Genomic DNA, 13815 nt, shown 5'->3' with positions numbered 1-13815 from the left:
TCGACGAACTTTTCCCTACGCCAATGTAGACGCACCGTCTTCATTTTCCGACTATTAGTCGGATTGTTTTTAATTCCCATATCATTTTCTTAATCGTTTAAACTTGTTTCATTCATGGAATTTTTATCCCTGATGTCAACATGGTCATGGCTGATCGTGTTGGTTCTTATGGTTGTACTTTACAAATTGGTACTGCGCTTTTTATTCGGGATGGTGATCGTTCCCGAAGACCGAATTGGTCTGGTGACCAAAAAATATGTGCTCGTTGGTACAGACCGGGGCCTGCCCGACGGTCGTATCATTGCAACAAAAGGGGAGGCTGGTTATCAGGCACAAACCTTAGCTCCGGGGCTGTATTGGTGGCTTTGGCCCTGGCAGTATGGCATCACCATGCAGCCTTTTATGGTGGTTCCCGAAGGTAAAATCGGGCTTGTCCTTTCCAATGACGGGGCCGAACTGCCAACGGGTAATATTCTGGCCCGGCGGGTGGAGTCCGATAATTTTCAGGACACAGAACGTTTTCTAAACAGTGGCGGGCAAAAAGGTCGTCAAACGTCGGTACTCACGCCGGGAACCTATCGGATAAACCCTTTCGCCTTTACGATTACGATTGCCGATATGACCGTTATCAAGGAGAATATGGTCGGCATTATTACCACGCTCGATGGGGCACCGTTGCAACCGGGACAAATTGCGGGTAAGAATGTAGAAGGACATAACAACTTTCAGAACGTCGATTTCTTCCTGCAAAATGGTGGCAACCGGGGGCTTCAACCGCAGGTTGTGTTAGCGGGTTCGTACTACATAAACCCCTGGGCTGTCCAGATTGAAGAGATACCCATGACCGAGGTGCCCATTGGTCATGTGGGTGTGGTAATTTCATACATTGGTGAAGATGGTGAGGATCAATCCGGGGTGGCGTTCAAGCACGGGAATATCGTTCAGAAGGGATTTCGGGGCGTATGGATGGAGCCTGTGGGGCCGGGTAAATACCCGATCAATACCTTTACAATGAAGGTAGAAGTGGTGCCAACAACGAACCTTGTGCTGAACTGGGCCAATGCCCGCACAGAAGCCCACGCACTCGACCGGAATCTTTCCACCATTACGGTACGGTCGAAAGATGGTTTCCCGTTCAATCTCGACGTAGCGCAAATTATTCATATTCCGTCGGTCGAAGCGCCAAAAGTGATTGCCCGCTTTGGGAGTATGACTAACCTCGTTTCGCAGGTTTTAGAGCCAACCATTGGTAACTATTTCCGAAACTCGGCGCAGGATTCTGATGTGATTGCGTTCCTGAGCACCCGGAAAGAGCGGCAGGAGGCTGCCCGCGAGCACATCCGGGCAGTATTGGAAATTTATAATGTAAACGCCGTCGATACCCTCATTGGCGATATTGTGCCACCTGATAGCCTGATGAAAACCCTGACCGACCGGAAGATTGCGCAGGAGGAGGAAAAGACTTACGAAACGCAGCGAATGGCGCAGGAAAAACGGCAGGGTATGGAACGCGAAACGGCACTGGCCGATATTCAGCGGGAGGTCGTGAAGGCGCAGCAAAGTGTTGAGATTGCCCAGCGCACGGCAGATGCAGCCGTTAAAAAATCGGAAGGGGAGGCCCGTAGCCTAAAGTTGCAGGTCGGCGCAGAATCGGAGGCTACAAAAGTGCGTGCCGAAGCCAACGCAGAGGCCCGTCGTCGTCAGGCGGCTGCTGATGCCGAGGCTACAAAACTGACCGCTGATGCTGAAGCGGAGCGGATTGCCAAAACAGGTACGGCTGAAGCCGAGAAAATTCTTGCCATTGGTCGTTCCACTGCCGAAGCTTACGAGTTGCAGGTGAAGGCGATGGGCGAAGAGAACTTTACGCGCTTCAAGATTACGGAAGAGATTGGTAAAGGCCACATTCGCGTTATTCCTGATATTGTTATTAATGGATCGGGAACTGGTACCGAAGGGTCGATGAATGGTCTGATGGGTCTGAAGTTGCTTGAGCAAATCGAAGAGCGAAAAACGGGTATACCGATTAAAATCGTTGATGTGACGAAGCCGACGGAGAAAGAATAGCGGTGTTAAGTAACGCGGCTGGAAAGCCGCGAAGCCGAAGGTTAATTTGTAGCTTTTATGCACAATTTAGACTTCGGCTTCGCGGCTTTCCAACTGCGTTACTGTTATCTTTGAACTCTCCGCCAACGCTTCACCTCAAAGTTCGATTATGGATACTGCCACTCCGAGAAAAGAAGCACCTAAAAAAACGTCATCGCCTTTGCTGGGCCTGCTAAAGCCATATTCCAGAATGATACTGTTGCTGATTTTGTTTGCCCTAATCAGTAATGGCGTCAATCTGCTACTGCCCCTGCTAATCTCGCACGGCATCGACGACTATACAGCCGGAAAGTTCGTTTTGCAGACTACAGTGATCGAGTTTCTGGTGGCAGCTCTGTTTATTTTTGTTTTTACCTACCTGCAAAGTATCGTCCAAACGTACGCTTCGGAGCAGGTAGCGAAGGATTTACGGACGCAGCTTTCGGCTAAAATATCCCGCCAGAGCTTTGCCTATATTCAGCAGGCGAACCCCTCCAAATTACTGACAAACCTGACCTCAGATATTGATTCGGTCAAGATGTTTGTTTCGCAGGCCATTGTGTCCATCGTATCCTCGCTTTGCATTATTATAGGTGCCAGTATCCTGATGCTCAATATCAACTGGCCACTGGCGCTGGCGGTGCTGGCCATTGTGCCTATTATTGGCATTACATTTTATCTGGTTCTGAAGAAAGTGCGGGTTCTATTTAAGCGGAGCCGGGAGGTAATTGACTGGCTCAATAAAGTTATAAACGAGAGTATTCTTGGCTCAGCTATTATTCGGGTGCTCAATTCGCAGCAATTGGAATACGATAAGTTTCTGGCGGCCAATACCGAAGCTAAGGATCTGGGACTTTCCATTTTACGATTATTTGCCGCCCTTATTCCGGTTATCAGCTTTACGGCAAATATGGCCGCTCTGACGATTCTGGTGCTGGGTGGGCACTTCGTCATCACAGGCAGCATGTCACTGGGCGATTTTACGGCATTCAATAGCTATTTGGCTCTACTGATCTTCCCGATCATTGTGATTGGGTTTATGAGCAATGTCATTGCGCAGGCATCGGCCTCCTACGAGCGTGTCAACCAGGTGTTGCAGGCTCCCGAAACCATCAATACAGGCACCGTAGATGTTTCGCTAAATGGCGATATTGAACTTGTTAACGTATCGGTTTCATACGGTGAAAAACACGTATTGAAGGATATTTCATTCTCGGCAAAGGCCGGTAGTCGAACAGCCATTGTGGGGCCAACGGCGGCCGGTAAAAGTCAATTACTATTCTTGCTCACGGGATTGATCAATGCCGATTCGGGCAGTGTTAATTACGACGGGAGGCCAATTGCCAGCTACGATCAGGAGACTTTTCATAGGCAGGTGGGTTTTGTTTTTCAGGATAGCATCATCTTCAATGTGAACCTCCGCGAAAACATTGCCTTTAGCGATACTGTAACCGATAAATCGCTCGAAAAAGCCATCGCTACTGCCGAACTGGAGGGTTTTATTAACGCGCTACCTGACAAGCTCAATACACTCGTTTCTGAGCGGGGAAGTAGCCTTTCGGGTGGTCAAAAACAGCGTATTATGCTGGCCAGAGCGTTGGCGCTCAAGCCTAAAGTATTATTGCTGGATGATTTTACGGCACGGGTAGACACGAACACCGAGGAGAAAATTCTGGCAAATGTACTGCAGAATTACCCTGGTCTGACGCTGCTTTCCGTAACGCAGAAAATTGCACCCGTTGAAGATTACGAGCAGATTATTCTGCTGATGGAGGGAGAAATTGTTGCCAAAGGCACCCATCCCGAGTTGATGGCTACCAGCCCCGAATACGTTCAGATTTATCAATCCCAACGCAGCACCAGTCAATATGAAGTACGATCTTAGTCAGGACGTTGGGCAGAAAAAAGAAAAAAATGCCACCTATAAAGCCCTCAGAAAACTACTGGCGCTTATTGAGGACGAACGCCGAATCCTTATTCTGGCGTTCGTTGCCATTTTGGTCAATTCGGGTTTGACACTGGTGAGTCCTATGCTGATTGGTCGTACAATTGATACCTATGTTCAGACCAGGAATTACAATGGGATTTTGCAGAACGCAGGTATTTTACTCGGAATTTACCTGATTGCGCTTGTAACGAACTATGTGCAGACGCGCCTGATGGGCGGAATAGGCCAACGGACACTGTTCAAACTTCGGAATGCCGTATTCAACAAATTACAGGAATTGCCCGTCGCTTTCTTTAACCAGAACAAAGCGGGCGACCTCATTTCCCGAATCAACAACGACACCGATAAGCTGAATCAGTTTTTCTCGCAGTCGTTAATGCAGTTTGTTGGAAGTATTTTTATCATGACCGGGGCTGGTCTGTTCCTGTTGTTCATCAACCTGCCGCTCGGAGCTGCTGCCCTGTCTCCGGCCATACTCATGTGGATTTTTACACAAGCCACCTCGGCCTGGGTGAAACGCAAGAATGCCGGGAGCCTTAAAAGTGTTGGTAACCTGAGTGCCGAAATTCAGGAGAACCTGAACAATTTCAAGGTGATCATCGCCTTCAACAGGCGCGATTATTTCCGAAAACGATTCGAAGAAGCGAACCAGCAAAACTACAAAACGGCCATTGGGGCTGGGTTGGCTAACAACGTTTTTACGCCTGTTATTGGCATGGCCGCTAACCTCGGTCAACTCGTTGTGCTGACGTATGGTATATACTTGATCTCAAGAGGCCAGTTTACAATTGGCTTGTTGATTAGCTTTTTCTCGTATGTCAACAATTTCTATAACCCACTGAGGCAACTGGCTGCACTGTGGGCAAACTTTCAGGTGGCGCTAGCCGGTTGGGACCGAATCTCGCAATTACTGGTTCTGCAAACGGATTTGGTTACCGTAGCGGATTCGGTGTCTGCATCGTCCTCAGCCTTACTTTCTTTCCAGAACGTATCATTCAGCTATCCCGATGGGCAGGAGGTTTTGCATAACATCAGCTTCGACCTTGCGCGTGGTAAGACCTATGCGCTGGTTGGGCCAACGGGGGGCGGTAAAACTACAACAGCATCGCTGATTGCACGTTTATATGACCCAACCAGCGGTACGGTGTTACTTGATGGGAAGGACATACGCGCCTATAGTCCCGAAGAGCGCACCCAAAAAATTGGCTTTATTCTTCAGGAACCGTTTTTATTTACGGGTACCGTTCGGGAGAACATTTTATACGGTAACGAAGCCTATCAAAGTCATTCGAACGAGGAGTTAGCTGAGGTTATTCGGGCGGCTAATCTGGCTGGCCTGGTCGAGCGGTTCGATGACGGTCTGGACACGAAGATTCAGACAAGCGGTGATGCCATCAGTCTGGGGCATAAACAACTTATTGCGTTCATGCGAGCCGTCTTGCGTAACCCCGATTTGCTTATTCTGGATGAAGCTACGGCCAATATCGACACTGTTACGGAACAGTTGCTGGACGAAATTTTGCAAAATCTTCCCGAAAAAACGACTCGGATTATCATCGCTCACCGCTTGAATACGATTGAAAGCGCCGATGAAATCTTTTTTATTAATTCGGGGCAAGTTACGCTGGCAGGGTCACTTAACGATGCCGTAGATATGCTGCTGCATGGCAAGCGAGTGAGTTAAGGAAGGTGAAAATCGGGCTAGAGAATTTACCTTTGCAAGTATATTAACCAGGACCCTATGAAACGAATAAGTTTACTCCTTATAGTACTCAGTTTTTCTCTACATCAACAGGCTTGCCGTAGTCGGCAACAGGCTAATTCACAAATAACAGATTCGACATCAACAACAGGACTGGCTTCTAAAACTGCGGCCAGTCTAACTATCTCTGGTCATTTAGCCGAACTCGGTTTGACTGCTGAGAGTCACTGGCGGGGCATTAACCTCGGCGACGAATTTGCGAAAGTGAAAGTGACCGAAAAAGGGGAATCATTCGAGAGTGATGCCGACCACATCGGCTATACCATTGAGTTGACAAATCTCGAATCGGCCGACATGCTCTATTATCAAAAAAATAATAAGGTATCATCGATCGATGTCGATCTGTTTCTGAATAGCCGTCAATCGGTTAATGAGTATCAAAAAGAACTGGAGACTTATTTTACATCTCGCTACGGTGCCTCGAAACCTACTGCGGGTGGGGCCGTCTGGGCAGGTTCAACCGGTGAAAACATTTCGTTAAAAGACGTTTCGAAAGGCAAAGATTTCGGTTTGAAGGTCAAGATTGGTTCGGCAAGTGGTGCCGCGACAGCTTCAGTAAAATGATTTGGAGTCAATCCTGACTGAGAGAGTGTCGTCTTGGTTTCATCCGATGTTTCATAAACCACCATAGCACAGCAGCGATAATAGAGGTAAGCACTAACGTAATTAACACGCCATAATAGCTGGGCACTCCTGCCATTGTACCTTGCCACCCAATAAACTGCCAGCGGCCGTCTCGGTATATCCACGTTTCAGTGTACATAAAATCAGCTAGAAGTAAGCCAGCTTTGTACGCTTTAGCCCGACCTGTACGAATTGCTAAATCACCATAGACACGCTGTCGGTTGTCAGATAGTACTATGTCCGCTTTGGGTAATGGGTGGGTACGCACTGCCTCCAACGTTTGAGTTTTGTTTGCCATAACCCCATCAGCATTGATTGTAATGTAGTCATTACCCATGAGGCTCCCGAAGGCATCTGCATTCTGTGAGGCAATAAACATAGCCTTTTCCATACTGTCGAGTTGGGAAACTACATTTGTAGGAAGGTTGGTTGATTGTGCCGATGTCAACTCCGAATAAAGAATCAGCAGGATGATTAATAGGCTATATTTCATATCTACACAGGTCATTAAGTAGACCTGCATAAATGTATAATAAATTACTAAACTGATTATCAATCAGTTTAGTAACCGGTAACTGTTACGCCTATTGTTCTTTTTCTGAATAACAGCCAATCCATTTATTGTTCTTATAAGAAAGAACGCTCATCCTACTGCGAGCAAGTAATAGTTTAGTGGCAAACTCTTGACCAAACAAACTTAATTGTGATGTTTGCCTGTCATTTATAATACCCCCAAACCTCTCTACTGGCTATTCCGGCTTTGTTGGTAGTAAATGGCACAATAACTTCTTCCAGTACAGTTCGCTTGTTAAGCCGGTCATCAGGCAACCGATTGACGGGAATATGTGGGCCTGTCTTTTCTTTAGCGTTTTCATAGGTGAAGGTAACAGGAAGTGCATACCTGCCCTGAAAAGCCGGAGCGACATTAGACATTGTCTCTAATGCTTTTTTTGCCTCAGATGTAAAGCCAAACCCAATATTGTCCGGACTTAGAATGACTACATTTTTGACATAACCCAGCGAATCAATATCAAACCCGGCATAAATGCGACCATAAATCCCCTGATTTCCAACCCAGCCTGGGTAACTAATTTTATTCTGGAAAATCTGTCTGAATACATCTTCCTTGCTTAAGTGAGCCCGATTTATTCTGGCTTCTGCCACTAATGAATCATAGTGATTTAAGATGTCGATAACCTCATTGGTCGTCAATGATTTGGTTGGAATTTTTGATTCAAGCGCAAATGCCTGGTCTGCAAGGGCATCCATGAGCGACTTTTTTGATAGACTAATAAGTTTGGGCTCACCATTTCCTTTCTGAATAAAATACTTCGTTATGATCCGATAAGAACCACTGAGATTTAAATCTCTATAACTTCTAACTCGTATCTGTTCTTCGCTATTCATATAGCCCAACTGGTTACTCAAACTTTTGAGGAGCTTGGTTGGCCCATTATGAATGATCGAATAATATAGCCGATAGTCTATGCCCATAAGGCTATTTTGATAACGAACGAACTCCGTATTATTGATTGAAAATACAGCTGGCGTAACCGTTTTAACTGCCGAATCGCCCTCAAAACGACACAGGACTTCATTAGTATTCAAGTTATAGGCTAGTTGACAATCAAGAACATTACCCTCCATGTCCAGACGAATCTTACCCGGTTGCCATACTGGAAACGTAAGAAAAGGGCTACCCAAATAAGTTAGTTTCGTATAAGTGTTTGTTTTGCCTGGGCTATAAGAATCCACACTTGTAAACACATTGCCGTCTTTTTCCTGATAAACAAAAATTTGTCCTGAGGTTTTCAGGCTAAGAACAGACAATATGCCAACTAAAAAGGCAAGACGATGCATAACACGTGAGTGGAAAGTGAAAGTAAAGATAGTCACACCAAATAACGTATTAAAACAATATAATCACAGAATATGTCAATAAATATCTTGCTTAATTTTATCCTTAATAAGTACATTATAAATTCAAAAGCCCCGATCAGATAGTCGGGGCTTTCTATATAAAGGAATACATACTACTACACCTGATGCATCCAGCCAAAGGTGTCTGCTACTTTGCCAGTGCGAAGATCGGAGAGATACTCTTTGATACGGACGGCGAATGAATCTTCGGGTGCAAATTCGGGCAGCATATAATCTTTACCATTATACCCGATGAGTGAGTATGGGGATGATCCAACAGCTGTTCCGGCGCCGAATGCTTCGGTCAGCCGACCTGATTCGATGGCACTGATAAGTTCATCAATAGAAACCAGCCGTTCTTCAACTTCGATACCCCAACTGCGGGCAATTTTGATGATCGAGTCGCGGGTAACACCTTTCAGGATTGAGTCAGACGTGGCCGGGGTCAATAATTTACCATCAATCATGAACATGATGTTCATTGTGCCCGATTCCTCAATGTATTTGTGCTCGCGGGCGTCGGTCCAGATCAACTGGTCGTAGCCTTGTTGTTGTGCCATCAAGGTTGGATATAACGAGCCTCCATAGTTACCGGCACATTTCGCATAACCAACACCACCCGGTGCCGAACGGATATATTCAGTTTCAACCTTCAGCTTCGGCGGGTTCGAATAATAAGCACCAACGGGGCAGGTGAAAATACAGAAACGGTACGTTTTTGATGGAGCAACACCCAGATACGTGTCTGTAGCGAACATATACGGGCGAACGTAGAGCGAACTCTCAGGTGTACCGGGTACCCAATCAGCATCAACGCGCAAAAGTGCTTCCAGGCCACCAATAAATACTTCCTCTGGGAGCGTAGCCATGCACATACGTCGAGCAGATTCGTTGATGCGTTCAAAGTTCGCATAAGGGCGAAACAGGAACACCTCACCAGCCTCATTTTTGAACGCTTTCATGCCTTCAAAAATGGATTGGCCATAATGCAGCGACGACAGGGCAGGGCTTAGTGTGAAATTGTCGAACGGCACAATCATTTGATTCTGCCACTGACCATCTATAAAATCGGCCACAAACATGTGGTCCGAGAAATGTTTGCCGAAAGGCAGGTGATTGAAGTCTACCTCCTGAATGCGTGAGCGTTCCGCTTTTCGCAATTCAATTTGTAATACGTCCGTCGTCATAACAGCTTGTGGTTAATGAGTTAGCCCGCTTGTGAACAGGCTGTGGCAAAGCTAAAAAATTAGATTGAGTAAATTTAGTTGTCAAGACAACTTTTTTTTGAATGCAGCTAATCATATGCCATATCTTGAAGATATGGCATATGATTAGCTGCATTCAAAATCACGTCCTTGGTTTCCAGGTTACTTCTTCTGCGTTCAATTCTTGTGCCATTTTTCGGCTCAACATAAATAGATAATCAGATAGTCGGTTGATGTATTGCATAACCAGTTCATCAACAGTATCGACCGAAGTAAGGGCCTGTTCATTGAGCGTTATAATGTTACGTTCAGCTCGGCGGCAAACTGTCCGGGCAAGGTGACAGAATGAAACAGATTCATGACCACCCGGCAATACAAACGCGCGTAATTCGGGCAGTTCAGCATCCATAGTATCCATTGCCTGTTCCAGAAGCATAATATCATCGGGTGCGATAGTGGGCATCACACGCTTCGGCGCCTTTTCCGGATCGGTTGCCAGTTCGGATCCAATTGTAAATAGTCGATCCTGAATTTCTTTCAATAACTCCCGGCGAACTATATTGACTGGCTGATCACGTACCAGACCAATCCACGAATTGAGTTCGTCGACTGTTCCATAGGCATCAATTCGTAAATCGCTTTTACTCACTCGACGCCCACCAATTAAGGCGGTTTGGCCTTTATCGCCTGTTTTTGTGTAAATCTTCATACTATACTTAAACCAAAATGCTCAACAAATGGCTAAGCTAACGGATTTCCACCGTTCTGGCCTTACCTTTGCGCCCTGATTTGAAAAAGCTAAACGTAAATTTCATAAAGTGATTGTTAGAAGAGAGTGCTATCCAGCGATGGAATTCGCTCATTCGCTCATTCACTTATTCATCGTACCGGCGACCCGGTCATTTAAATGAAAGCAGGTCCTTTTTTCATCCGGGTATGGCGCATTGTTTCCATCGCCGGATTCTTATTTGCTCTATTCAGTAGTTACATTTCGTATCCCGATCAGGTTGTTGTGCGTTTCGATGAGTTGAACCACCCTGTTCAAACCATGAGTCGCGAAGTCATTTTTTATTTGGCGATTGGTATTTTCCTGGTCAGTAATACAATGATCAACCTGATTGCCCGTCTGTTCATGAAGATTCCGACAGCCCAGATACCAGTCCCTAACAAAGCAGCCTGGGAAGCTCGTCGGTCAAAGTTGAACCTTGTTTTCAAGGATTGGTTCAGCTTGCTTAACTCGGCCATAATCACTGTATTGGCCCTGGGGTTGCTCGTTCTTTCGTTCCTTAACCGGTCAGACCGCCCAATTCGACCTATTGAATATGCGTGGCTGATGCCGCTCAGCATTTTTATTTTACTTGCAGTAGTTGCATCCCTGCCAATCCGTTTGTCCATGAAACCCAGTGACGATGACTGAAATGAATGAGTTGTTGTTGAGTCAGTTTCAGTATGAACTGCCCGACGATCGTATTGCTCGCTTTCCATTAGCCCAGCGCGACGCATCGAAACTACTCGTTTATCAGCATGGGCAGATTAGCCATCTACAATTTTCGGATTTGCCCGGTTTGCTGCCTCAAAACAGCTTTCTGGTCTTTAATAACACGAAGGTTATACCAGCACGGCTTTATTTTACAAAGACAACTGGCGCTATCATCGAGCTGTTCTTATTAAATCCATACCCAGACAAGGAAAGCGGAGAATTACCACCAATCACATCTGCGATGGAGGCAACCGGTTCGGCCATCTGGCAGGGCATGATTGGAAACCGCAAACGCTGGAAACTTGGCGAAACCCTGATAACAACCTTTCCAACGCCATCGGGTGACGTTACGCTTATGGCTTCATGGCACGACTATGAACAGTCGGCCGTCCGGCTTAGCTGGCAACCCGCCGAGTTGACGTTTGCTCAATTGATTCAGTACGCGGGTGAGATACCGTTGCCGCCCTATCTTAAACGTGATGTAACAGACTCAGATCGGGATACCTATCAAACTGTTTATTCAAAAGCGGAGGGAGCCGTGGCCGCGCCCACTGCCGGACTGCATTTCACACCGGCAATATTTGACGGACTTACCGAACGTCATATTGAGTTTGACTACCTAACGTTACATGTGGGAGCCGGAACCTTTCAGCCGATCAAGGCCCAGGATGTTCGGCAGCATCTGATGCATACCGAACAGGTTGTCTACACACGAGAAAATCTACACCATTTACTCAGTCATAGTGACGCCATAATTGCGGTTGGTACGACATCTATGCGGGCGTTGGAAAGTTTATACTGGATAGGAACTAAGCTACTACGAAACGAAGCAGACCCATTTCAACTCGATCAGCATTATGCCTATCAACTTCCGACAGATCAGCAACCGAGCATAGCCGATTCACTACGTGCTGTTCTGGACTACCTGATTATGGCTGATAAGGACTCAGTTGTCGCGCATACCGGTATCTATATTACACCCGGTTATCGAATCAGGATGTGCAAAGGAATCGTTACTAATTTCCACCAGCCGGGGTCAACATTGATTTTGCTCATTGCTACCCTGATTGGCGATAATTGGAAGCGTATATATAAGGAAGCACTCGATAAAGATTATCGTTTCCTGAGTTACGGCGATTCGTCCCTGCTTTTGCCATAAACCGTTAATTTTGCAAACTCAAAGAGTGAAAGAGCTAAAGAGCTAAAGAGCTAAAGAGCGTAACCGAGCGGTCTTTCACTCATTCACTTTCTCACTCTTTCATTCGTTTACATGTATGAATTTCATTGAAGAACTCCGCTGGCGTGGTATGTTGCACGACATGACCCCCGGCACCGAAGAACAACTACAGAAAGAAATCACCGCTGGCTATATCGGATTCGATCCTACGGCGGCATCACTCCATATTGGTAATCTGGCAACTGTAATGCTGCTGGTTCATCTACAGCGGGCAGGTCACAAACCATTTGCTCTGGTTGGTGGTGCCACTGGTATGATCGGTGACCCGTCGGGTAAAGCTTCTGAACGTGAATTTTTGTCCGAAGAAACCTTACGGCGCAATCAGGAAGGCATCCGGCAGCAACTAACTAAATTTCTTGATTTCGATTGTGGAGTTAACTCCGCCGAGATGGTCAATAACTACGACTGGTTCAAGGAAATTTCCTTTCTGGGTTTTCTGCGTGAAGCGGGCAAGCACATTAGTGTCAATTATATGATGGCCAAAGATTCGGTGAAGAAACGGCTTGAAACGGGCATTTCCTTCACTGAGTTCTCCTACCAGTTATTACAGGGCTATGATTTCTACTGGCTCTACAATAACAAAAGTGTACGCTTACAAATGGGTGGCTCCGATCAGTGGGGGAATATCACAACCGGAACTGAGTTAATACGACGCAAAGAAAGCGGTCAGACGAATCTGCGGGAAGAATACCAGGCTTTTGCCCTGACAACACCATTGGTAACCAAAGCAGATGGAACCAAGTTTGGAAAATCAGAAAGTGGTAACGTTTGGCTTGACCCTGCTTTAACATCGCCTTATCAATTTTACCAGTTCTGGCTCAACACGACTGATGCCGATTGTCCGCGCCTGATACGTGTATTTACCTTGTTGCCAAGAGAGGAAATTGAAGACTTGGAACGACAGCATACCGAAGCACCCCATTTGCGTATTTTACAGAAAGCTATTGCCAAAGAAGTAACGATTCGGATACACTCTCAAGCTGGCTATGATCTGGCTGTAAAAGCATCCGAAGTACTTTTTGGCAAAGCCACGCTCGAAACGTTACGGTCTATTCAGGCCGATGAGTTTGATGTTATCTTTGAAGGAGTACCTCAAACGGAGATTTCGGCTGACGAATTAGCTAATAGTAAAGATATAACGGACCTGTTATCAATAGCCAGTAGGGGAGAAGTTTATACATCTAAAGGCGAAGCGCGTCGTGCTATTACACAAAATGCCGTAAGCATAAATAAAACCAAAGTAGTCGATCCTGCGGCCTCAGTTGACTTAGAATGGCTCCAGGAGCGTTATGTGCTAATATCAAAAGGTAAAAAAAATCATCTGTTGAAAAAAGTTTAGAAAAACTTTCATTGGTTAAGTGATTGAGATTGGGGGGATTACCGAATGATCTTCGGCAGTCCCCCAATTATTTTCAAGACAGGTCTTGACAGAAGGCAAAAATGAACCTACCTTTGCACTCCCAAACATCGGGAATGAGTTGACAACAACGACGCAAGTCATTGACTATCAGCTCATTAAGTGCAACTCGCTGAGAATCAATGTCAAAATTTATTTTC

The 13815-nt window shown here is 46.0% G+C and carries 11 protein-coding genes; 7 read left to right on the top strand and 4 right to left on the bottom strand.

All coding sequences use genetic code 11. The features are described from left to right. The first annotated feature begins 114 nt into the window (after positions 1 to 114). The 4 genes from CWM47_RS29865 (at position 115) to CWM47_RS29850 (ending at position 6356) form a co-directional block, all read left to right on the top strand. A complete protein-coding gene (locus tag CWM47_RS29865) occupies positions 115 to 2064 on the top strand; it encodes an SPFH domain-containing protein (RefSeq protein ID WP_100992234.1) in 1950 nt (649 codons plus the stop codon). Positions 2065 to 2212: 148 nt separating this feature from the next. Further along, positions 2213 to 3967, top strand: coding sequence for an ABC transporter ATP-binding protein (locus tag CWM47_RS29860; protein ID WP_100992233.1), 1755 nt, complete (start codon positions 2213 to 2215; stop codon positions 3965 to 3967). Beyond that, positions 3951 to 5714 carry an ABC transporter ATP-binding protein gene (locus CWM47_RS29855; protein ID WP_100992232.1) on the top strand — a complete coding sequence of 588 codons (1764 nt, stop codon included), beginning with the start codon at positions 3951 to 3953 and terminating at the stop codon, positions 5712 to 5714. The genes CWM47_RS29860 and CWM47_RS29855 overlap by 17 nt, the downstream gene beginning before the upstream one ends. 57 nt (positions 5715 to 5771) lie before the next feature. Beyond that, positions 5772 to 6356 carry a hypothetical protein gene (locus CWM47_RS29850; RefSeq protein WP_100992231.1) on the top strand — a complete coding sequence of 195 codons (585 nt, stop codon included), beginning with the start codon at positions 5772 to 5774 and terminating at the stop codon, positions 6354 to 6356. 7 nt (positions 6357 to 6363) lie between these two features. Here CWM47_RS29850 and CWM47_RS29845 read toward each other — a convergent pair whose 3' ends face one another. From CWM47_RS29845 to CWM47_RS29830, 4 genes are all read right to left on the bottom strand, one after another. Further along, on the bottom strand, positions 6364 to 6939 hold the full coding sequence (locus CWM47_RS29845; protein ID WP_100992230.1) for a nuclear transport factor 2 family protein: 576 nt from the start codon (positions 6937 to 6939) through the stop codon (positions 6364 to 6366). A 194-nt stretch (positions 6940 to 7133) separates the two neighbouring features. Next, positions 7134 to 8312 carry a hypothetical protein gene (locus tag CWM47_RS29840; protein WP_240625521.1) on the bottom strand — a complete coding sequence of 393 codons (1179 nt, stop codon included), beginning with the start codon at positions 8310 to 8312 and terminating at the stop codon, positions 7134 to 7136. Between the two features lie 140 nt (positions 8313 to 8452). Further along, positions 8453 to 9523 carry a branched-chain amino acid aminotransferase gene (locus tag CWM47_RS29835; RefSeq protein WP_100992228.1) on the bottom strand — a complete coding sequence of 357 codons (1071 nt, stop codon included), beginning with the start codon at positions 9521 to 9523 and terminating at the stop codon, positions 8453 to 8455. A gap of 160 nt (positions 9524 to 9683) precedes the next feature. Then, complete coding sequence (locus CWM47_RS29830; protein WP_100992227.1) at positions 9684 to 10250, bottom strand: cob(I)yrinic acid a,c-diamide adenosyltransferase; 567 nt, start codon at positions 10248 to 10250, stop codon at positions 9684 to 9686. Between the two features lie 198 nt (positions 10251 to 10448). On the opposite strand from CWM47_RS29830, the gene CWM47_RS29825 reads away from it, so the two are divergent. From CWM47_RS29825 to tyrS, 3 genes are all read left to right on the top strand, one after another. Continuing rightward, complete coding sequence (locus tag CWM47_RS29825; protein ID WP_100992226.1) at positions 10449 to 10958, top strand: hypothetical protein; 510 nt, start codon at positions 10449 to 10451, stop codon at positions 10956 to 10958. Beyond that, on the top strand, positions 10951 to 12180 hold the full coding sequence (locus tag CWM47_RS29820; protein ID WP_100992225.1) for an S-adenosylmethionine:tRNA ribosyltransferase-isomerase: 1230 nt from the start codon (positions 10951 to 10953) through the stop codon (positions 12178 to 12180). Before CWM47_RS29825 ends, CWM47_RS29820 begins: the two co-directional genes overlap by 8 nt. Before the next feature lie 115 nt (positions 12181 to 12295). Further along, positions 12296 to 13597, top strand: coding sequence for a tyrosine--tRNA ligase (tyrS, locus tag CWM47_RS29815; RefSeq protein ID WP_100992224.1), 1302 nt, complete (start codon positions 12296 to 12298; stop codon positions 13595 to 13597). Positions 13598 to 13815: the final 218 nt, after the last annotated feature.

The sequence above is a fragment of the Spirosoma pollinicola genome (genome assembly GCF_002831565.1).
GTDB lineage: Bacteria > Bacteroidota > Bacteroidia > Cytophagales > Spirosomataceae > Spirosoma > Spirosoma pollinicola.
Note: the sequence above shows the minus strand (reverse complement) of the source record. Positions and strands in the feature narration are given on the sequence as shown.

Coding starts and splice junctions, on each gene's coding strand:
- CWM47_RS29855 (WP_100992232.1), top strand. CDS start 3,951: ATGAAGTACGATCTTAGTCAGGACGTTGGGCAGAAAAAAGAAAAAAAT.
- CWM47_RS29845 (WP_100992230.1), bottom strand. CDS start 6,939: ATGCAGGTCTACTTAATGACCTGTGTAGATATGAAATATAGCCTATTA.
- CWM47_RS29825 (WP_100992226.1), top strand. CDS start 10,449: ATGAAAGCAGGTCCTTTTTTCATCCGGGTATGGCGCATTGTTTCCATC.
- tyrS (WP_100992224.1), top strand. CDS start 12,296: ATGAATTTCATTGAAGAACTCCGCTGGCGTGGTATGTTGCACGACATG.
- CWM47_RS29830 (WP_100992227.1), bottom strand. CDS start 10,250: ATGAAGATTTACACAAAAACAGGCGATAAAGGCCAAACCGCCTTAATT.
- CWM47_RS29865 (WP_100992234.1), top strand. CDS start 115: ATGGAATTTTTATCCCTGATGTCAACATGGTCATGGCTGATCGTGTTG.
- CWM47_RS29850 (WP_100992231.1), top strand. CDS start 5,772: ATGAAACGAATAAGTTTACTCCTTATAGTACTCAGTTTTTCTCTACAT.
- CWM47_RS29860 (WP_100992233.1), top strand. CDS start 2,213: ATGGATACTGCCACTCCGAGAAAAGAAGCACCTAAAAAAACGTCATCG.
- CWM47_RS29835 (WP_100992228.1), bottom strand. CDS start 9,523: ATGACGACGGACGTATTACAAATTGAATTGCGAAAAGCGGAACGCTCA.
- CWM47_RS29820 (WP_100992225.1), top strand. CDS start 10,951: ATGACTGAAATGAATGAGTTGTTGTTGAGTCAGTTTCAGTATGAACTG.